This is a genomic window from Photobacterium obscurum, from assembly GCF_026191635.1.
Classification (GTDB): Bacteria; Pseudomonadota; Gammaproteobacteria; order Enterobacterales; family Vibrionaceae; genus Photobacterium; species Photobacterium obscurum.
Map to the genome: position 1 here is coordinate 14,379 of NZ_JAKRRW010000009.1, position 21,868 is coordinate 36,246.

Here is a 21,868-nt window from a genome sequence, read left to right on the forward strand (position 1 = left end):
TAGATTGTGATAGATATTTTTTATGAATTACAAGAGTGGGATTTTACGCACTTTATCAACAATATTAGTAGCATAGATATGATTGCGTGTCTTGAGGTCAGCGCTTGAGAATACTTGTTATCTTTTATAAAAAAGCCCACAAGGCTGTGGGCTTTTAGACTTCTAGAATTAGAGAGCTGGTAACTTTATGCTGCCGGTACCATGATTTGGGTAGAAATGATCACGATAATGATGCCAACAAAAACAGGAACCGAAGTACGTTTCACGACTTCAAATGGCGATAGTTTTGCCATTCCGGAACAGGCAACCACTACACCAGATACCGGAGAGATAGTACGGCCAAGGTTCGACGCCTGAAGCATAGGGATTACCAGGTAAGCAGGGTTGATGCCCATTTTGGCTGCAAGGCTTGGGATTAGTTCTACAAATGCGTAGAAAGGAGCATTACCAGAACCTGTTGTTACCGCGGCAATTGCCGTGATACCAACCAGTAGAACCATTAGGAAGATGCCGCCGGCACCTGCTACTTCTGCAAGGTGTAGTAGGTTGTCGATAAAGCCCACTGATTTCAGACCTTGAGCAAATACGCCGGCAGCAATTAACAGCATCACTACTCCGGAGAACGCATCCGCCATGCCTTTATAGGCCGCATCTAAACCTTCAAATACTGCGGTTGAATTACGGTGGCGAGCAAGCTCGATAAGTGCAGACAGGAACATACAGATAACCAAGATGGTTACGATGTGCAGTTCAGGCAGCAATTTACCACTAAATAGAAGAACACCGATAATAGGCGTGAAAGGAAGAATGCAGAAGAATTTCGGTGCATTAACTTCTAGCTCGCTGACATCCAGTTTTTCATGAACGACACCTTCTTTATCATCAAGGTAGCGCTGCCAGAAAAAGTGCGCCACAGCCATGCCGATAATCGCGACGATTGAAATCGGTAATGTCGTCTTGAAGGCAAAGTCGATCAGCTCCATACCTGCTGATTCAGCAGCGACTACAACATCACCTGAAGTAGGAGAAAGAATGATTGCTGCAGGTGATGCACAGATAGCGGCTGCCGCACCACGGCTGATACCCATGTTAACCATTAACGGGAACAGCGTAGCCATTAGCAAAACACCAAGGCCAGTTGCAGACGATACTGCTAATGACATCAGGCAGGCAACAAAATAAGTTGCCACCATAAGTACATACGGTGACTTGATGAACTGAAGTGGTTTAGAGGCCATTTTAACCACCATGTCGTTAGCACCGATCTTAGTCATGTAGGCTGCGAAACCACACAACATCATGATCATCATGCCAAGTCCGCCGGCACGATACATCAGTAGGTATTTGATGTACTCGAATACGTCTGTTAACGGGTTGCCTGTCGATGTCACGCCAGTAGGCAGTACGTTTTTACCTAACGCCGCAGTGATGGCCAGTAGAATAATACCGCCAGTTAAAAGCACTCCAGTTGCTGTGTATCCCTTGAAGATGTAACGACCTACACCCACTGCAACCAGAAGACCAATTAATAGTTCCAACATGGAAATGTCCTCTTAAACCACAAATAAAACAAAAAAAGCGAAAATGTGTATTTTCTAAAATACTTTCTTACACAATATTTATGATTAATTTACCTAAAAGTTAGGAAATCAACGACATAAAATCAGCCCATTCATGATCTAAAGCAGTATTTTTAGTGGGGTATTATCATTGTGCTACTGTGATGATAATTTTTATAAAAGCCACTGTGAATGCAAGGTTAACTACGGTTTTTGGTCTATATATTGAGCAGTTTGCCGCTAGGGCCGCTAATACGGACTATCACGGCAGCAAAATATTAGGAGAAGAAATTTTAAATGTAACAAAGCTGGTTTATTGGCAATGTTTTTTAACAAACTCCATAAATGCCCGATCAGCGACGGATAAGTACCCATTTTTGCGCCAGGCAATAGCAATATCGAGAAATACAGCTTGCTCAAACGGGATTGGGACTAACCCTTTTTCATGCTCTGTGACCATCTCAAGCAATGCGGTGATGGCAAAGTCATTACGTACAATCTTCAAAATCATCGGCAGAAGATTCGTCTCAAAGGCAATGTTGGGCTGAAACCGGTATTGATGGCAGATCTCGTCAATGAATTCACGGTGAAAATAGCCCGGTTTGAACATGACTAATTCTTGTTCGAAGAAATTGCGAAAACTGACAGTTTGTTGGCGGGAGAGGGGATGCTCTTCACTGGCGACGGCGACCATTTGCGAGGTGAGTAAATGTTCGGTCTGCAAGCTGTCTGGTACTTCTGCGTTGTGAATAATACCAAGATCTAGCTCGCCACTGAGTAGCATTTTCCGGATTGACTGGGTACCAGCTTCCACAATGGTCAGTTTCAAATTGGGGTACTGGCTCTTAAACGCCATGAGGATCTCAGGAAAGAAATAGGATCCCAGCATACTCGGTAACCCTAGACGTACTTCGCCTTTCTCTAATCCTTTTAGTTCGGCCATTGCGATATTGGCATCTTTCATTTGTTGCAGGATCAGCCTCGCGTGTTCAAGCAAGATATTACCTTCATGTGTGAGTACGACCTTGCGATCATTTCGGTGAAACAGAGGTAACTCTAACTGATTTTCCAGCTTTTTTATCGCAATGCTCAGTGCCGGCTGGGCAATATGGAGCTGTTCGGCAGCACGGGTGAAGTTGCCGGTTTCAGCAAGTGTGACGAAGTAAGTGAGTTGGCGTATATCCATGGCTATAAACAACATTTATCATCTTTATAGTTTTAATATATTTTCATTATTGTAAGTAAATTGCTACCGTTTTATGAGTTCTCTATCTTTCTCTCAATTAATACGGTATGGCAGTCACGACAATGATCGACATTAAAACCCCCGCTTATAGACGGGCAAGTTTAGCGCTGGCATTGGGTTCATTTCTGGTGTTTTGTAACCTCTACCTTTTTCAGCCAATGCTGCCGTTGATGGCTAATGAATTTTCAGCCAGTGCGACCCAGGCTAACTGGCTGCTGGCAGCAGGAACATTGGCACTGGCTATCATGCTTGTGCCGTGGGCGGTTGGTTCGGAAATTATTGGGCGTCGTAAGGTGATGCTCATGAGCCTGTTCTTGCTGCCTGTTGTCGGGTTGCTGATGCTATTTGCCGACAACCTGCTGATGCTGAGCCTTGCCAGGGCTGGGATGGGCGCGGCCTTGGCCGGTTTTGCAGCGGTTGCCGTCGCTTATATGGCCGAGGAGTTTACCCCCCGGGCCTTGATGGTTGCTGTTGGTAGTTATATCAGTGCGAATTCATTAGGTGGGATTGTCGGGCGTTTGGCGGGTGGTTTTATTGCAGATACCTGGGGGTGGAAAGTCGCGGTGATTGCCATGGCGGTATTCAGTCTTGTCGTTGCACTGATTGTTTTGAGGCTGCTTCCGCCTCAACAGCATTTTGTTGCTCAAAAGAGCCAGCTCCGAGGGCACATGCGGAGTGTTATCCAGCATCTAAGGCAGCCGGTACTCTGGTATGCGATGTTGATTGGTGGGGTGAATTTTGCTCTGTTTGTGAACCTATACAGCGTGATGGGCTTTCGCTTGGTAGCTGAGCCCTACTCAGTGCCTGTTAGCTGGGCATCGATGATATTCCTCTGTTACCTCAGTGGTACATTGACCGCAAAATTCAGTGGAAAATGGAGTCAGACGCATAGCCCGGTTACTGGAATGTTTATCGGGACCACGGTAAGCGTCGTAGGGATGTGGGTTGCGGCTGCCGATAATATTCCGGCGATGATGGCCGGTTTGATGTTGATCAGCTCCGGTGCATTCTTTACCCACTCATTGGCCTATGGCTGGGTAAGTCAGAAAGCTACGACGGCCAAAGCGACGGCGACGGCACTTTATCTGGTGCATTACTATGCCGGGGGAAGCTTGGGAGGATTTTACCTGATAGCTTGTTGGCAATACGGGGCATGGCCTGCCGTGCTTGCTGGGGGCTGCGTATTGTACGGTCTTATTTATTGCCTGTGTTTTCGTTTGATAAAAGAAAAAGCCGCAGTAGAAGGTGTTCAGCCTGCGGCTTAAGGGACAAACTCTATATCGGCATCAGTATTTAAACTGACCGACGACATTATCCAGTTGTTGCGCCATTGCCGAAACCCCACGGCTGGCTGTCGAAGATTGATTCACCGCGGTTGCCGTGCTGATGGCCAGTTCCGAGATACGGGTGATATTTTGATCGATTTCGGCTGAAACCATAGCCTGTTGCTCCGAGGCCGAGGCTATCTGCAGGTTCTTGTCCGAGATTTCCGTAATGGCAGCCACGATACGGTTGACCGCTTCAGTTGCCTGATTGGTCTGGCTGACGGTAACCTCTGTTTGGGCCTGGCTCTTCTGCATAATCGTTACGCTCTGCTCGACACCGTCGTGCAGTTTTTCGATGGTCTGTTCAATTTCTTGGGTTGAACTGTGAGTGCGTTGAGCCAGCAGACGAACTTCATCAGCAACAACAGCAAAGCCACGCCCATGTTCACCGGCCCGTGCAGCCTCGATAGCCGCATTGAGTGCCAGCAGGTTGGTTTGCTCGGTAATATCGCGGATAACCGCAATCACTTTGTTAATGCTGGTACTATCGTCTTCAAGGCGCTCGATTAGAGTCTGAGCCTCGGCGATATCGGAAGCTAGGGCCTGTATGCAGTCGCCGGCCAGCTGGCTGGTTTGCAAACTGCTTTGAGCCTCGGTTTTAACCCGCTCTGCAGAGTCTGCTGCATCATTAATATTGCTGGCAATTTCATTGCTGGTTGCCAGCAACTGGTTAATTGCTGCCGCAACATTGGCAGACTCTGCCTGTTGCTGTTCGGCGTTAGTTAAACTGTTGTCAGAGGCCGTGGTTGACTCATTCGCTGCTGTAGAAAGCTGTTGCGAAATACCGGCTGTGCTAGAGATGATCGACTGTAGCTTCGAGGTGAATTTATCAAAGGAGTTGCTGAGCTGAGCCAGCTCGTCTTTGCCGTTATCGTTCATTCGTACTGTTAGATCACCGTTGCCTTCGGCAATATCTTTCATCATATGGTTAACGCTGCTTAGGCGTTTGGTGATTTGACGGCTGAACATCAGCAGCACCGCCAGCATCATCAGAGTCAGGCCGATTCCGCTTGCCGCCAGCGTAACTTTTTCTTGCTTCTGAAGGCGATGGATCTCACTGAGGATTTCCTGTTCAAGCTGCTTTATTTGCTCTTCAACCACATGGACTGTTTTTCTTAATTTGCCATAGAGCCCCTCGGTGTGGCTTAAACCGATAGTGGTGTAACCTTCAACCAGCTCTTCGAACATCATCTGGTACATGATCAGGCTGCGCTTTAGCGCCTTTAGCTCAGAGCGGCTGTAAGATTTGTCCTGAATTGTACTTTGCAGGGTGTCTAGGTTGTTGTTGAAATAGGTGAGGTGATCAGGATTTTTGGTGATAATGAAGTCTTTCTCGTTGCGTCTTAGTGTAAGCAGCATGCGATAAAGCTGCTCATCACCGGTTGCGAGGATTTTTTCCTCGGCATCATTAGCGGCATTGCCGATGTTGCCCCGTAACCCTTCGTTCATGCTGAGCCCAATAAGGAGGCTCTGGTCGGCAATAAGGCTGAATTGGTTTGAGTACTGCTCGAGTAAAGCCAATAGCTGTTCAAATTGGTTGTTATGCTGTTCACTGTATTGCTCAAGGATGGATTTTATTCCATCAATCCGCTGGCTTAGTGCAATCTGATCCTGGTTGAATTTCTCGATATATTGCGGATCTAGCCGAGAGAGGAAATCCTTTTCATGCCGGCGTAATTTTAGTAAATCCGTATTGCTATGTGCCGTTTCTTGCGCGGCAAACTGCAGCTTTTCTATTTTGTTGAAAGAGCTGGCCTCGAATAGACCGAAGGCAATCATCGAAATGGCAAGAATAAAGCTGAACAGGTAGAGTTTGGCCTTAATTGTGTGAACAGAAAGTAGATGCATTAACGACTCCCATAGTGGTTATCAACACCGTTACTGAACGGTGATATCCATGGGGCTGGTACCTGTTGCCGGCAGCGCTCAAGCGCAACTGGTAACAATGATAGCTACTGCATACTTCAGCTATAGGATGGTCATCCTGACGCTCCCCCCGAATTTAGCCTCTCTATCATCATTGAACGAGAGGTCGTTACCAGAAAAATAATCTGAGCCTAGATTTAACTACGCTGGTGACTATTTTTCTAGCACACAAATAACTATAGGATCTATATCAGGAAATTGGTAAAAAAATGGAAAGAGGGTCAAACGACCCTCTGGGTATTACTCGATAGCCATGGCCAGTAGCGAGACTGGGTGAATAGTCTCAAGGTCGGTATTTTCTTCGATTTGCCATTTGCATGTTTCACAGTCAGTGATGGCAAAGTCTGCGTTTTCATGGCGAATTTGTTTAAACAGCTTACTGCCAATGGCCATCGAGGTGTCGTAGTTTTCTGTTTTGAAACCGTAGGTACCTGCAAGCCCACAACATTGGCTATCCAGCACAACGACTTCTAGCCCCGGGATCATTTTCAGCAGTTCAATGGTGTAAAGGCTACCGCCAGTACGCTCAAGGTGACATGGAGTGTGATAAACCACTTTTTTGTTGATTGGTTTCATTTTTGGCGTTTTGCCATTCATGAAGCTTTTTAACAAAAAGCGTGTGACGTATTCAATCTTGTCTGCCACCTGCTGGTTATCGACTTTTAGTACGCTTGGGTACTCTTCACGTAGGGTGAAAGAGCAGGTAGATGATGTTGAAATGATCGGCGCATCATACTTTTCAATCGCTTCGGAAAAATTCTTCACATTAAGGCGAGCATTTTTCTTGGCTTTGTCAAAGAAGCCATTGGCGATTAACGGTACGCCACAACACTTTTCTTTGTCCAGCAACTGAACGCCGATACTCATTGCGTTCATCACTTTGACGAAATCTTTACCCAGCTGGGGGTGGTTGTAGTTTACATAGCAACCGTGGAAGTAATGCACCTGTTGTGGATACAGTGCCTGGCTGGTGCAGTTTTGCTTGTACCAGCGGCGGAACGTGCCGTGGGAATACTTAGGCAGGCTTTTATGATCATGCACGCCAATGGTTTTGTGCATGATTTTCTTCACCGGCTTCAAACCGGTGACCGCGTTGATAACAGGGGCAAACGGTGTTGCCGCAGAGCCCATGAGATCAGTATGGCTGAGCACGAAATCTCGAATTGTCTTGATGTTCATTGGCATTTTGGCGTGCTCATCACGCGCCACTGCAATCATATCGCCAATTTTAACCCCGGAAGGACAAGCTGTTTCGCAGCGCTTGCAGTTTGTACATAGCTTCAGGGTTTCGTCATAGAATTCAGGACTTTTAATTCGTAGACGCTCGCCATCGGGACCACACTGTTTTGGCCCCGGGTACTCAGGGTTAGCCTTGGCAACAGGACAGTAAACGGTGCAGACTGTGCACTTAATGCATTGATCAAAGCTAGTGTCTTTTTTTAGAAGGCTCATGCGATAGTCCTTTCTTGTTGCTTTTCTTCTGTTGTTTGGTTCGAGTTCTGTGCCGCAATCATCTGTTCAGCTACATAGTAGCCAGTGCTGATTGCCACACCGCTGCCGCAGCCTTCAAAAACCGGGTCATAATGGGCGAGTAGGGCGCCCGCGCAATAGAGGTTGCTGATTCTCTGGTTATTGATAGACGGTTGTAATTGTGCGTTGCAAGTCACGCCCATTTTTAGAAACGGATGACTTTGCTTGGCAAAGAACTGAGATTGGTACCAATGGTCCCGGTGCGGCAGATCTGTCATATCCAGGCCGAATACCGGCTCTTCGACTTTGTGGCGCTGGGCACTCATACCGCGGCTGAAGAAACTGCCGCTCGCAATGAGGTAGTGATTGGCCGTTAGCGGCATATCGTGATGATTTTTAGTGTAGATTCGTTTAAGCACTCCGTTTTCGAAATCGCCTTTGCGCACCTCATCGCCAGAAAGGATCAATCCCCCAAGAGCCTTGAAGTGCGATTTCATCGCTTCTTCAATACGGATCCCTAGCAGGGACGGTGGCATGGTCGGGATTTCACAGATCTTGTAACCGGTTAAGCCTTCCAGCAGCTTGATGGTAGCCGCGCCGTCACCATTGCCGAACATGGCTGGCAATATGACGAGATCGGCCTGGCCGACTTGATGGATCATCGATTTGGCAAAAGCATGAAGCTTGGATTCGTCACGTAGAACGCGAGAGACATCGATCGAGCGAAACTCGCACGGATTACGCTGCATGTTATCAAAGTCAGGCAGTTCAACCGCTGCTGTTTTGATCGCGACATCTTTGAATTGTGGCAGCTTTGCAAGGTTATCGGCAGCAAGCTGAGGCTGAAAGTCACGGAAGCCGTCGATAGTAACCAAGGCGATTTTGTTCAGGCCTGCAGCTACATCAGTAAGGGAAAATTGATGAACCGTCTGCTGAGATAACCACGTCGAACGGAATGTCCCCATTGGGGTGACGCGAAAGTGGTTTGAGTCGTCATCTTGAGCCGTTAGGTATACGCCGCGTTTTTCCATTGTAGCTTGGTACCAAGCCAGTGCTTCACGGGTCGTTTCGCTTCCCAGTTTGCTATAAGGGTGTTCGGGGCTCTGTGCCTTCAGGGCATCAAATGCTCTAAATGGGTTGGCAACCGGTTGGCCGTCTGGCAGGTGGCTCAGTACATCGATAGAACCTGATGAAAAGTGCAGGGCACTTTGGCCGGCAGCAATAACGGCAGTTTTCAATCCGGCTTCGGCACAGCGGATCGCACAACTCAGGCCGGCCACACCACCGCCAATAATTAAGCTATCAAATTTCATTGCGCGACCTCATCTGATGTTTCGCTGGTAGTGTTTGTTTGTGTAGGCGTTTGGGCCATTGGAGAAAGGGCTTGTTGTTCCGGTAGATCACTGACACCGAACAGGCCTTCGTAAATCCAGTAAGTGAATTCACCTTCACGCAGTGCATCGCCCCAGAATACCGGTTTGATCCCTTTCCAGCGTTCTTCAAGGAATTCGCTTAGTAAGTGGCTGGCTTCGGTACCGGATGTTTTGCCGTACTCGGAGAACAGGCCAGCAGCGCGGTAAGAACAGAGTTCACCTTGGCACGGCCCCATTCCAACACGAGTACGACGACGTAAATCTACCAAGTTATGAACATCTAGTTCTTTTATGGCATATTCCACTTCACCGCAGGTTACCATCTCGCATTCGCAGATCACGGCCTGGCTTTTCTTGTCGCCCTTGAGAAATTTCTCTGCGCGCTCGCCATGGCGATAATAGGCTGACTGATAAACAGGTTTTGCCAGGCTGGCCGTTTTCTTTGTTTTCTCGGTAGCTTGTTCTGATCCCGGCAGCGGCTTCTCGTGGGTGATACAGCGTTGGTTGTTGCCAAGCTTCTTAGCAACAAGATCTGTTGTCCATTCTGCCATCATACGGTAGGTCATCAGCTTGCCGCCGGTGATGGTGATGAAACCGTCCATCCCGTCGCGATCGGCATGATCGAGCAGTACAATACCGCGACTGATATTGCGCCCGCTGGTATCGCCATCGACAGCTACCAGTGGACGAACACCGGCATAGGCACGGAGTACGCGAGTATTGGCCATGATCGGTGCCAGTTTGGTCCCTTCTTCAAGCAGAATATCGATTTCCTTGCTGGTTACGTGCAAATCGTCGATCTTGTCGTAGTCGATACGTTCAGACGTTGTACCGATCAGGGAAATCGTATCGCCAGGCACTAGGATATCTGCATCAGATGGTTTACGGCAGCGGTTGATCACCAGGTTGTTGATACGGTAGTCGAGGATCAGCAGCGATCCTTTCGCCGGGAACATCTTGATCGCCAGATCGCCATATTCACAGATCTGCTGACCCCAGATCCCGGCTGCATTTACAACCTGTTTGGCGCGTATCTCAAAATGTTCACCCGTTTTTAAATTTAGACAATTCACACCACGAACAGTATGGCCATCGCGAATAAGGCCGGTGACCATTGTATGGTTGAAAAGTCGTGCTCCGTGCTCAACGGCATCAAGCACATTAGAAGCCGCAAGGCGGAATGGATCCAGTGTGCCGTCAGGCACTTTCACTGCCCCAATCAGGTTGGGATTACAGTTTGGCTCTAGTTGTAATGCTTCCTGCGGCGTGAGCTGCTCAACATCAATATCGGCAGTCAGGCAAGCGGACAGAAAGTGTTTTTGAAAATCGAGGTCGTCATCAGGCAGCGAGATGAAAAGCCCCTGTGTATCTTCAACACAATGGCGAGCTATATTCTTTAGAATTCGATTTTCCTGAATACATTCTTTGGCCGATTCCTGATCGGTTACGGCGTATCGGGCTCCGGAGTGGAGTAGGCCATGGTTGCGGCCAGTCGTACCCGATGCAAGATCATCCCTTTCAACCAAGATGCAATCCATACCGCGTAACGCGCAATCGCGCATAATGCCTGTACCGGTTGCGCCTCCACCGATGATAACAACGTCTGTTTCAAACCAACTAGTCATGTTCGTTTTCGCTTATTGTTTTTGGTCAGTTACACAGGAACTGTTTGATTCCCTTTCTTATAGGCATAAATATGCCATTTTTATTAAGGGTATTATTTGATCTATTACACATAAATGAGCGTTCGCGCATTCGTTCGCGCTTAATGATGTGTGTTTGGGCGAAAACTAAACAAAAAAAGAACCCGAAGGTTCTTTATTAATGGAAGTGAGAATTGTTTATGTAGTTAGGCTAACGCCTTGCGACGCTCATTGCCCTGATATTGATAGCCTACGGGGTGGAAGCGGGAGCAATCTCGGCCTGAGTCTTTACACTCATATAAGGCACGGTCTGCCCGCTCGATCATTGAGGATAGCGTATCCCCTTGTAAGAAAGAGGCTATACCTATGCAAGTTGTTATTTTTAATCTAGTTTCGTTGAATCCAATTGGAAGCTCTAGTCGCCGGATATGGTTTAGCATCCGATCGGCAATAGTTTCAGCCATGTCTGCATTGCAGCGGGGAAGAAAGAGGATGAACTCTTCGCCTCCGTAGCGACCGAATAAATCGGTTTTACGAATCTGGCTTTGCATAAAGTCGGTAAAACCACGCAAGACTTTATCACCTGCGCCGTGCCCCCATGTATCATTTATGCGCTTAAATTTGTCGATATCGAAAAGCAGAACTGAAAATGGTGCGCCTTTGATATCACAGCTGATTAGAGATTTTTGTGCTAGTTGCAATAGCATACGCCGGTTATAAATACCCGTTAGCGGATCCAGGGTGGCCTGGCGGTATAGCCGCATCAGCATAGAAAGCTTGGATAATTGTGACCAGATGACCATGACAGCCAGCACATTTTGTAGCCAGTAATCGGCCAGATTTTCCGGGGTGAATAACCGCTGCGCTTGAAAATCGACAAACAACTGTGTGCCTGCGGTAATCGCCAGTAGTCCAAGACTTTCCTTCAGGGTAACAGGGAGGATGGTCAAAATGGCGACATGGAGAATAGGTAGAAGAGTATATCCGTATTCGAATCCACTGTAGACGATGGGATAATCGAGTTGATGCATTGAATAGAGATAAAACAGGTTAAGCCCGATCACCATCAAGCTCATACACCATTGAGCATGTCTTAGGGAGGTTTGTTGGTTGTTAATTCTCGCGATAAAAAAGAGTGCGGCACCAAGGAGAACTCTAGCAATTACGATACTGGAGTCTTGATGCGCGGGCAGATAATACAGATCAAAAGGAACCCATAAGATAATCAAGATGCCCCAGACAATGGAAAGCATTGAAATACGGTTACGCAAATAACCACTGCGGGTATTCTGAAAACTGGCTGTATGCGCTTTGGCACTCCATAAATCAGGAATATACAGTTTGAGTGTTTTCAACAGGTGCTCTTGATTGTCTTGCATTCCCTTAGCCAGCTTAGTCATTTGGCTCCTGTGATTAAGTCTTTGACAGCCTGATTTAGATGAATATTCTGTGTATAGCGGGCTGGACAAAGTCAACACAAATTGTCCGTGAACTAAGGGATAATTATTCTACATATTGAATAAACAAACAGTGATACTGATCCAGTAAATTGATTGATATTTCTAATGGTATTGACCGAATTTATTGTATGCGAACTCGGAATTTGATGCTTGAAACGAGCCGCGATATACGCTGTCGAGGACTTGATTGTGCAATCGAGCAATGAACTTGCTATTATTCCCCTCCTCATTTTGAACAACACAAGTTAAATCATGTTTACAGGTTATCTGACGTTTCTTATTCCTGCTTTGTTAGGCGCCCAATTGATTCTGACCCTGGTACTGACCAAAGGTGAAATTTGCCCAGGCCAACGTGGCAGGGTACATAAAACGTTACCTGTAATTCTTGTTGGCTGGGTGTTGGCGATTAGTAGCCACCCTGTCTCATTACTGCCATTGCTGACACTGGGATATTTCACTTTCAAAGTGAAAACAGGAAAGACCCGCGATGCGGGGCCGCTTCCGGTGCTTTATGCTGCCAATTTGTTTGCCGCTTTGAGCTGGCTGATGCTGCTGCCGACAATGAGCTACCCGCAAATGGGACTGAGCCTGATGGCGGTTGCCTTGTTTGGTGCATCATTGGCACACCTATTGTTGACCCAGGCACGCACTCGTCTGCAGGCGTTCCACCGACTGCTGCCTTTCACTGGATTTGCCAGTGCGATCATCAGCGTGCTGTTAATGCTGTGGTTGCTGACTGGTATGGAGGAATCGACTGTACAGGCAATGACCACAGATGTTGTCGGTGCGCTGGTGTTACTGGTGATGTCATTACTGGTCTGGGCAGGACATATCTTGCTGACCAAAAAGGTTAACCGCTGGCAGCTTCTTGCAGCATCACTGTTACTGGTCGCTTCGGGCGGGATGCAGTTGGCATTATTCTGATCATCGTGAATTGAAACAAGCCCTTCTTATTAGAAGGGCTTCTTTTTAGTTAGATAATGACTATGCTTATCTTTAGGTACAGCTCAGTAGTGCGCAAGATCTAAGGGGATTAGCATGGAAATTAGTAATCTACTAAATATGGATGGCAATATTGTGCTTGGTATTGTCAATGAAAGGCTTCGCCTGGAGTGCTCGACCATTGAGGAGTTAGTCAGTCGGTACGAGCTAGATTTTGATGAACTGAACAATAAGATGGAAGCGATGGGGTATCACTACGATCCCATCAGTAATCAGTTTAAATAACGGTTGTTCTGCCATTAGTAGGCACTTAAGTGGCTTTGATTCCCTCTAGGTGGGTTTGGCATTGTTGTTTGGCGGTTGCAAAAAACGCCTGTAAATAATGCCTTTCCCGTTCAGAGGCGCGAATGGCGGCAAACAGACGCCGCCATAACCCTTCTCCCAGTGGTTTACTGACCACCAACCCCTGACGAGCAAAATCATAGATTGCCCAGTTGGGCAGTGCCGCCACCCCTAATCCTGCAGATACCATCTGTACGAGCATTAGCGTATTGTCAGCTTGCTTCCAGTTCATAGGTTCGATTTCAGCGGGTTGTAAGAAATGCTTAACAACATCGAGTCGGCCTTTTTGAACCGGATAGCTAAGCATTGTCTGGTCAGCGAGATCTTCCGGAGTGATGTACTCCTTGCTGACCAATGGTGATTGTGGAGAAACCACCAGGCGCATTTCAAAATCAAACAGCGGCTCGAAATGTACCTCGCTCCGGGCTTGAATATCTGAGGTGATCACTAAATCGAGCTCGCCGGCACTAAGCGCGGGCAGTGGTTCGAAACCGAAGCCGGACGAGAAATCCAGTGTCACGCTAGGCCAATGGATCTGGTATTCCTTCAATGCGGGCATCAGCCATTGAAAGCATGAGTGACACTCGATGGCCATATGTAACCGGCCATTGGCGTCTTCCTTCAAGCTGGCCAGCTCGTGCTCGGCCTTTGCTATTCGCGGGATCAGTTCATCAGCCAGTCTTAAGAGGATTTCACCTTCAGCCGTAAATTTCACCGGACGAGTTTTCCTCAAAAAGAGTTGTCCGCCCAGCCGTTGCTCCAAATCTTTTAGTTGATGAGAGAGGGCTGATTGGGTCAGGCATAGGGTGTTGGCTGTGGCTGTCAGCGAACCTGTGTCTCGGAGTACCGATAATGTCCTAAGGTGCTTAATTTCAATCATGACGTTTCTACTATCCCTGTCACTAATAACTTATACCCAAGCAATCTGGGTATATTTCCCTTTTAGTTGTTGAAAGTGAAGCCTTTCTCAACGTCATGAGGGATGATCCTTTGAATTTAATGTACCTGCAAATCAGAGCGGTGTAAACATCTAGACGTCTATATGGGGGTGGGTTGAATGAAGTCGTGATTATTAAATTCTTTCATGATCATAGTGAATGATAAGAAATTGTTCATGTAATTAAGTTAAGTCATTGTTTAGCCAACCACGACGACTAAGCACGAGAGACATAACAATGACAACGAATTTAGATAAAACGGCAGCCTCGAATGAAACAACCACCTCAGCGAAAACAATCACCCATGTTCTTGGTTATCCGCGAATTGGTAGCCAGCGTGAATTAAAGTTTGCCCAGGAGAAATACTGGCGAGGTGAGATAGAACAAAGCGAACTCAAACAACTGGGCAGTCTGCTACGCCATCGCCACTGGGGGGACCAGGCTGGTGCCGGTTTAGATTATGTCTCGGTCGGTGACTTTGCCTGGTATGATCATGTTCTTGGCACCAGTATGCTGCTTGGCCACATCCCTCAGCGTCACAACAATGGCTTTCCTGACTTGGATACCCTGTTTCGGGTTGCTCGCGGCAAGGCTCCGACAGGATGCGCCTGTGCGGCTTCAGATATGACGAAATGGTTTAACACCAATTACCATTACATTGTCCCGGAGTTCACCAAAGACGATCAGTTCAATGTCAGTTGGCAGCAACTATTTGAAGAAGTGGCCGAAGCGAAGAAAGCCGGATATGACGTAAAGCCAGTTCTGTTAGGGCCGCTGTCTTATTTATGGCTTGGCAAAGAGAAAGAGCCGGATTTTGACCGTCTGTCGCTGTTGCCTCGCTTACTGACGGCATATCAGCAGATTCTGAACAAATTGGCAGGGCTTGGTGTGGAGTGGGTGCAGATTGATGAGCCAGTACTGGCGCTTGAACTGCCAAAAGCCTGGTCGGACTCATTCAAACTGGCCTATCAGGTATTGAGTGGCAGTACAAAGTTACTGCTGACGACGTATTTCGATCATATTACTCACTATCTGGATAAGATTGTGGAACTTAAAGTAGATGGTTTGCATATCGATTTGTCTGCATCACCACAACAGTTAGGCGAAGTCATCGTGGCATTGCCGGAACACTGGGTGCTCTCCGCCGGAGTCATTAACGGCCGTAATGTATGGCGTGCCGATCTTGCTCAATTGCTCGAAACTTTACGGCCGATTAAAGAACAGCTTGGTGAACGTCTCTGGTTGGCGAGTTCATGCTCCCTGCTGCACAGCCCGATTGACCTAGACTTGGAAACCGAGCTTAAGCCCGAAGTGCGTCAGTGGCTGTCGTTTGCCAAGCAGAAATGTCGGGAAGTAACGTTGCTGGCTCACGCCCTTGATGGTAGTGATTTGGCGATACAGGAATGCCAGCACTACAGTGCTCCGATTAAAGTCCGGGCGACTAGCGATCTGGTAAACGATGCCGATGTTCGTCAGCGTTCTCTGGCGATCACACCGAGCTTGGGTGATCGTAAGGCACCGTATGCCGAGCGTGCCCGCCAACAGCGTGCAGCATTGAACTTGCCCTTGTTGCCAACGACAACGATTGGCTCCTTCCCCCAGACTGATGAGATACGCCTCCAACGGAGGGATTTTAAAGCAGGGCGACTGACTGAGGCTGGCTACAATACCGCATTAAAGAGGCATATAGCCAATGCGATTGAACGTCAGCAGGCTTTGGATCTTGATGTGTTGGTGCACGGTGAGGCCGAGCGTAATGATATGGTTGAATATTTTGCCGAGCTGCTGGAAGGTTTCGCGGTGACGCGATTTGGCTGGGTACAAAGTTATGGTTCGCGTTGCGTTAAACCTGCCGTCATTGTATCGGATATCTACCGCGCCAAGCCAATGACAGTTGAGTGGACAACCTATGCCCAGTCTTTAACCTCTAAACTGGTGAAAGGAATGCTAACTGGGCCGGTAACGATTCTTGGCTGGACGTTCCCGCGTGAAGATTTAACCCGAGAAGAGATAGCCAATCAAATTGCGCTGGCGCTGCGTGATGAGGTTGCAGATTTGCAATCGGCAGGCATTAAAGTGATCCAAATAGATGAACCGGCTATTCGTGAAGGGTTACCGTTGAAAGCATCCGAGTGGCAGGGATACCTTGATTGGGCGGTCAATGCATTCAAGATTTCCGCGGCCAGTGCCGAGCCGTGTACGCAGATCCATACCCATATGTGTTATAGCGAATTTAACGATATTATCGAGTCAGTTGCGGCGCTGGATGCTGACGTTATTACGATCGAAACATCGCGATCAGATATGGAACTGCTAAAAGCTTTTGAAGAGTTTGATTACCCCAATGAAATTGGGCCGGGTGTTTACGATATTCACACTCCTAATATTCCTGCGGTAGAAGAAATAACTCAGCTGGTAGAAAAAGCAGAGGCCCTAGTACCAGCAGAGCGGTTATGGATTAACCCTGATTGTGGTTTAAAAACCCGAAACTGGGAAGAGACCGAAGCGGCATTGGGTAATATGGTCAAAGCAGCAAAATTACTCAGAAAACAATGGCAAGCGAAAGCCGTTTAGCAGAGCTGTTTAGTCGATATACCCAAGTAACCTCAAGATGCTCGTTTCAGCGAGAATTTCCAGGCGCTAAGGTCAGGCGCTGATTTGCAGATATAGCGTTCTACATCAAAAATCAGCAACGCAACATTAGTGCCTGGAAAACTCGCCCTTCGGGAGTGATCCAGCCCGCCCACTTCTGTGTTAAATGCATTCGAAAAGACCAGTCATTCCCTCGCACATTTTCCTTGAATTGAACTGGCTGGCATCAATCTGAATCCTGCATCTTGAGGTAACTTGGGCATAGATAAGTGACATAAAAAAGGAAAAGAGCGCGATTGCGCTCTTTTTGAATTAGGAGCTGATAAATACTGGAAAAATTATAAAAGTTGTCTTAAATGAATAAGATGCGCTAATTATTTTCGAATGGATCTTATGGAACGACGACTGTATTACATTACGTTATTCTCTGTTATGACGGGCATAGTACTGTCGTGCCTTCTCTTTGGCTTGTTCTATCAAGTTGAAACGAAAAATATCCAGCAACAATTTCAGGCAGAAGTAGACAAGAAAGCCGATGCCATTACCCAGGCAATGGAGTTGCACTTTGAAGCACTGTATAGCCTGAGATTGGCTTATGATAATTATGGTCTGTTGGGCCATGATGAGTTTCTGTCACTAGCTGAGACGATTATATCCCGCCACCCTTCAATTCAAGCCTTGGAGTGGATCCCCAGGGTGCCAGACAGTGAAAGGGCAAACATAGAAGCACAATTATCCGAAGGAAATCCAAATCTTTTTTTTACCGAACGCGTAGCCTCCGGTGAAATGGTCCGAGCATCTGATCGGTCTGTCTATTATCCTGTGCATTTTATCGAGCCGATGGCGGGTAATGAGGCAGCCTTAGGCTATGATCTAGGATCGAATGCTCTTCGACTTGATGTGATACACCGTGCACGAGACACCGGTACACTGCAATTATCTGAAGGACTGAAATTGGTTCAGGCCAATGATGAACATAGTGGGTTGCTGAGCTTCATTCCTGTATATCAAATGGTATCTCCCCAGTCGGTGCAACATCGAAGGGATACGCTGGTAGGCTTCGTACTTGGGGTCTTTAAGTTGGGAGAAATACTCTCTGAGACTTACATCCGTGGTGAAGAAGATATCATGGAATTTAAGCTGATCGACATAGGGGCCTCGACGGATAATAAGGTGTTATTCAAGCAACCGAATATTGATGCTCCGGAACAGTTATTAGAGCTGGACTTTCGCTACACCCATTCAGTGCTTGATCTCGGTGGGCGCCGTTGGGTTATTGAAGCCACGCCGACCCAAACGTATTTTGCCCAGAAAAGAACTCAAACACCGTGGGCTGTGTTTGCGGTTGGAATATTCTTTTTTGGCCTTTCCTCTTGGTTTGGCTTAGTGACGATGAGGCAAAACAAGCTTTTCCTCGAAGAAATTGATATTAAAAATCAGGCATTGAATCAGGCGAATGCAAAGCTTGAACGACTGACCAAAACAGATGGTTTAACGGGTATTGCCAATCGACGATTCTTTGATGAATATTTTGAGCAAGAGTTCCGGCGGGCTCAGCGCGAAGATAAGCCGATAGCCTTGCTCGTTATCGATATTGACTATTTTAAAGAGTTCAATGATGCCTACGGACATCAGGCAGGAGACCGCTGCCTGAGATTGGTAGCCAGTGAACTTGAGCGTGTACTCAAGCGCCCGGCTGATATGATTGCACGGATTGGCGGCGAAGAATTCGGAGTACTGCTGCCAAATACCACTAACGGTGAAGTGGTTGCGAAACAATGCCGTACAATAGTAGAACGATTAAGTATTGAGCATTGTGGGGCGGGGGAGCTGGCGTTTGTTACCGTATCGATTGGGGCTGTATCGGCAGAAAGTGCCAGAGGACAGACAGCAGATACTTTCTTCAATACTGCAGATTCGGCACTTTACCAGGCCAAGAAGGCGGGGAGAAATCGAGTGAGGGCGATTAAAGTTCGGCGTGAACTAACCGCGGATCTGGCATCGTTATGCTAGGGTGTGTCCTTTAATTATTTGCAACATAATTGAGGGACTCCCCCAAGTAAACAGGACGAGTTTTATCTCGTCCTGTTTGCTATAAATTATTTCACGTCTGAACGTTTGAATGTCAGTGTGTGATTGGTATTGGTCAACGTTAGCTCGTTGCCTAGAACCGTTGCGTCACTCCATTCCATTAGGGTACCGCTCATGACTCTTTCCATCTCCATTGCAGGCTCTGGACAGGCCATCATAGTCATCCCCATTTTTTCGATACGCAGCTTGCCATCTTTTAATTCAGCCTGCCCGAAATAACGGTTACAACCCGAGTGGCCATTAGCTGCCATATCTTGGTTTAATTCAAGGGTTGGCGCTTTAAACGGTTCCGGTAGTTCTATCGCTTTATTATCAACTTTGGTTAGTATCCAGTTATGAGTAACAATATCTGACTTGGCGACCACAGAGGTATCTTCATTGCTGGCTGCACAGGCAGCAAGGATAATAGGAAGGGCTAAAGCGGCTAGAAAACGTTTTTTCATAATGTATGATTCCCGGAGTAGGTTGTTATGTAGCGTATTCGAGCATAGGTTTCCTGAATATTCAGTTAACGACTTACACTAATAATTGTACGCTGTTTCTTATTTAATTGACCTTAATATAGAGTAAGAGTTCATATTAGTGAACAATTACAGATTAGAAAAGGTCACTGATTATGTAAATTGTTGTTATATAGTGGCTCACAGTATGAGTTACTAGGGTATAACCAGTTTGCCCGAATGCCTAAAGGTTTGTGTTAGAAGGCTGTCATATTATCCGATTTAAATTATGGGCTATCAGACTTGGCGTAGAAAGATAAGTATCACTATTTGCTGGCGTGATTCTCTGGGATGATCTTATGGCTTTAATGTATGAATGATGCTCGCTTACTCAGTTTTAATTGAATCTACATTTTCTTATCGACGGTATGTAGGTGTACGTCTTGTTGTGGAAACGGAATAGATAATCCTTCTTTGTCGAAGCGCATTTTGACCTCACGGGTTATATCCCAATAAACATCCCAATAGTCATCCGTTTTTACCCAAGGACGAACAATAAAGTCGACAGAAGAGGTATTAAGCACATGCAGCTTGATGGTTTTTTCTGGGGAACGTAATACGGCAGGATGAGAATCTACGATGTCATTGAGCACACGTTCCGCATGCTCGACATCGTCGTTATAACTAATACCAAATATCATATCGACCCGCCGCACTCGCTCATGGGTCACGTTCTTAATGGTATCTCCCCAAATCTTACTGTTCGGGATGATGAGGATCTGGTTATCGAAGGTTTTGATCGTAGTGCTTACCAGGCTCATGTGGCTTACCTTGCCAGAGGCGCCACCGGCTTCGACAAAATCACCCACATCGAATGGGCGGTAAATGAGTAGCATCATGCCGGATGCAAAGTTAGACAGGGTATCTTGTAGTGCAAAGCCGATAATGACACCTGCGACACCGAAACCAGTTAAGATCGGGGTCATGTCGAGCCCGATTTGAGAAAGGGCGAACAGTAATCCGATAATAAAAACGCCTTTACCCGACATTGAGATAAAGAACTCTTGCATCAGCTGTGACATGCGTAGATTGGGAGATGATACTGCACGAGTCACAATTTTGCGGGTCAGGTTTTTGAGGAGCCTGAAAATGAAGATCACCAGGCTGAAAATAAAAATCTTAAATAGAACCTGAGGGGTATTTTCAATCAACCACTGCCCAAGGTCATATAGCCAACCTGATAGTATTGACAATATAACCTTAGGGTCGAGAATTTCGTTGGTTAAATTACCTGTTACCTCAAAAAGCTGCTTGGTATAAGTTGTCGTATCGAATTGTATTTTGTTTGCCAGCTCCACGAGAAATTGCAAATTATCGATATCGCTGGCGACTTTACGCTGGGCAAGAGTATGTAATAACTGGATGGCGGCTTTTTCACCTTCTGCGGCAGACTTAAGCTGCTTTGCCAATAAGGTTTCTTGTTGGCGGTCGAAGGTTAAAGAAGCTGACATAAAGTCCAGCAGGTGCTCTAGATCATTGATAAGAGATTGATTTTTTTGGGGCTGAGGTTCTCCAAGCAGTTCAAGCCACTGGTAGTTAATCCACTGTTCGCCAAGCATTCGAGTATAGAAACGGCGTGATTCATCCAAGGCCTTCTGGACGATAAGCTTTTCTTCTTGAATTGCGGTGTCGAGTTGCTTTTCCTCTGTGGCGATTTTTTCGGCTAGGAAGGTCGAGGCTTTTGCGATGAAGCCGACTTGTTGCTTTACGTATTGCTTCAGTACGGGTTCTGTCTCATCAGTACGGTTGTTGATCAAGTCTTTGATTATCTTGCGAAGTTCGTCATTCTTGTTGAGCAACTGCATTTCAATGACACTTCTGGCCGAACCTGTTTTGGCTTGTGACTCCTGATAAAGCGTAGTGATCTCGCTGTCCAATCTTTTTAGCTGTTCAGTGGCATCGTTAGCTTGTTCTGCAGCCAGCAACGATGACACAAATAATAAAGTAATCACCAGTATACGCATATTGCAACTAACTCCAGCGAGCAGAGGACTGGCAATGCACCGGGCCTGCTCCACCTGCTGTAACTAGAGAAGCATGATGTTTGTTAGTCCAGATCCTGCTGACATAAAAAACGATGTCGGGGAAGTTGCCAGCACCAATCGGGTGTCCAGCATTCCTGATTAAGGATAATCGTCATTGGTTTATGTTGAAGGCTTAAAATGTAGATTAGCAGGTCATAATGCTGACGGTCGCTGATTAGAGTATCGCAACCTGAGGCAGCAATGGTTTCTGCCATGAGCTGCTGTTCCAAAGTTGTTGTTGTACAAAATGACATTAAATCATGATGTTGGCAGCAGGCGGAAAACTGGCGGGCGAGGGACCCGGACGATTGCAAAATACCGATTAGCCGTGGATGTCGCTCCATTTGGGTTAGAAGGTCAACCCAAGTTGCTGCTTGCGTAATTTCTTTACATGTTTGCATAACAACACCCTCGATATAAGCAATAAAATGCTTTTA

The 21,868-nt window shown here is 46.8% G+C and carries 16 protein-coding genes; 5 read left to right on the forward strand and 11 right to left on the reverse strand.

All coding sequences use genetic code 11. The features are described 5' to 3' along the window. Nucleotides 1-185: 185 nt before the first annotated feature. Together dcuC and MD588_RS12870 are read right to left on the reverse strand one after the other, a co-directional pair. The gene (dcuC, locus tag MD588_RS12865; protein ID WP_265697720.1) at nt 186-1,541 is read right to left on the reverse strand and encodes an anaerobic C4-dicarboxylate transporter DcuC; all 1,356 of its coding nucleotides are present in this window, start codon (nt 1,539-1,541) and stop codon (nt 186-188) included. Between the two features lie 331 nt (nt 1,542-1,872). Further along, complete coding sequence (locus tag MD588_RS12870) at nt 1,873-2,745, reverse strand: LysR family transcriptional regulator (RefSeq protein WP_265697903.1); 873 nt, start codon at nt 2,743-2,745, stop codon at nt 1,873-1,875. A gap of 122 nt (nt 2,746-2,867) precedes the next feature. On the opposite strand from MD588_RS12870, the gene MD588_RS12875 reads away from it, so the two are divergent. After that, nucleotides 2,868-4,070, forward strand: a complete 1,203-nt coding sequence (locus MD588_RS12875; RefSeq protein WP_265697721.1) for an MFS transporter — start codon at nt 2,868-2,870, stop codon at nt 4,068-4,070. Nucleotides 4,071-4,091: 21 nt separating this feature from the next. Here MD588_RS12875 and MD588_RS12880 read toward each other — a convergent pair whose 3' ends face one another. From MD588_RS12880 to MD588_RS12900, 5 genes are all read right to left on the reverse strand, one after another. Beyond that, entirely contained in the window at nt 4,092-5,978 is a 1,887-nt protein-coding gene (locus tag MD588_RS12880; RefSeq protein ID WP_265697722.1) for a methyl-accepting chemotaxis protein, read from the reverse strand. 318 nt (nt 5,979-6,296) lie between these two features. Next, complete coding sequence (gene glpC, locus MD588_RS12885; protein WP_265697723.1) at nt 6,297-7,508, reverse strand: anaerobic glycerol-3-phosphate dehydrogenase subunit GlpC; 1,212 nt, start codon at nt 7,506-7,508, stop codon at nt 6,297-6,299. Continuing rightward, complete coding sequence (glpB, locus tag MD588_RS12890; protein ID WP_265697725.1) at nt 7,505-8,839, reverse strand: glycerol-3-phosphate dehydrogenase subunit GlpB; 1,335 nt, start codon at nt 8,837-8,839, stop codon at nt 7,505-7,507. The genes glpC and glpB overlap by 4 nt, the downstream gene beginning before the upstream one ends. Next, entirely contained in the window at nt 8,836-10,524 is a 1,689-nt protein-coding gene (gene glpA, locus MD588_RS12895; protein ID WP_265697726.1) for an anaerobic glycerol-3-phosphate dehydrogenase subunit A, read from the reverse strand. The genes glpB and glpA overlap by 4 nt, the downstream gene beginning before the upstream one ends. 224 nt (nt 10,525-10,748) lie before the next feature. After that, on the reverse strand, nt 10,749-11,942 hold the full coding sequence (locus MD588_RS12900; RefSeq protein ID WP_265697727.1) for a GGDEF domain-containing protein: 1,194 nt from the start codon (nt 11,940-11,942) through the stop codon (nt 10,749-10,751). 312 nt (nt 11,943-12,254) lie between these two features. On the opposite strand from MD588_RS12900, the gene MD588_RS12905 reads away from it, so the two are divergent. Then, on the forward strand, nt 12,255-12,926 hold the full coding sequence (locus MD588_RS12905; protein ID WP_265697728.1) for a hypothetical protein: 672 nt from the start codon (nt 12,255-12,257) through the stop codon (nt 12,924-12,926). Nucleotides 12,927-13,040: 114 nt separating this feature from the next. Continuing rightward, on the forward strand, nt 13,041-13,229 hold the full coding sequence (locus tag MD588_RS12910) for a DUF4250 domain-containing protein (RefSeq protein WP_265697729.1): 189 nt from the start codon (nt 13,041-13,043) through the stop codon (nt 13,227-13,229). A gap of 25 nt (nt 13,230-13,254) precedes the next feature. Here MD588_RS12910 and metR read toward each other — a convergent pair whose 3' ends face one another. After that, entirely contained in the window at nt 13,255-14,166 is a 912-nt protein-coding gene (gene metR / locus MD588_RS12915; RefSeq protein ID WP_265697731.1) for an HTH-type transcriptional regulator MetR, read from the reverse strand. A gap of 295 nt (nt 14,167-14,461) precedes the next feature. On the opposite strand from metR, the gene metE reads away from it, so the two are divergent. Both metE and MD588_RS12925 read left to right on the forward strand, forming a co-directional pair. Then, nucleotides 14,462-16,798: a 5-methyltetrahydropteroyltriglutamate--homocysteine S-methyltransferase gene (gene metE, locus MD588_RS12920; protein ID WP_265697732.1), complete on the forward strand. Its 2,337-nt coding sequence runs from the start codon at nt 14,462-14,464 to the stop codon at nt 16,796-16,798. Nucleotides 16,799-17,209: 411 nt separating this feature from the next. Next, nucleotides 17,210-18,829 carry a CHASE domain-containing protein gene (locus tag MD588_RS12925; protein ID WP_265697733.1) on the forward strand — a complete coding sequence of 540 codons (1,620 nt, stop codon included), beginning with the start codon at nt 17,210-17,212 and terminating at the stop codon, nt 18,827-18,829. 86 nt (nt 18,830-18,915) lie between these two features. On the opposite strand, the gene MD588_RS12930 is transcribed toward MD588_RS12925, so the two are convergent. From MD588_RS12930 to MD588_RS12940, 3 genes are all read right to left on the reverse strand, one after another. Further along, entirely contained in the window at nt 18,916-19,350 is a 435-nt protein-coding gene (locus MD588_RS12930) for an META domain-containing protein (protein WP_265697735.1), read from the reverse strand. 404 nt (nt 19,351-19,754) lie between these two features. Further along, nucleotides 19,755-21,371, reverse strand: a complete 1,617-nt coding sequence (locus tag MD588_RS12935; protein WP_265697736.1) for a mechanosensitive ion channel family protein — start codon at nt 21,369-21,371, stop codon at nt 19,755-19,757. A gap of 83 nt (nt 21,372-21,454) precedes the next feature. Next, nucleotides 21,455-21,832 carry a hypothetical protein gene (locus MD588_RS12940; RefSeq protein ID WP_265697738.1) on the reverse strand — a complete coding sequence of 126 codons (378 nt, stop codon included), beginning with the start codon at nt 21,830-21,832 and terminating at the stop codon, nt 21,455-21,457. Nucleotides 21,833-21,868: the final 36 nt, after the last annotated feature.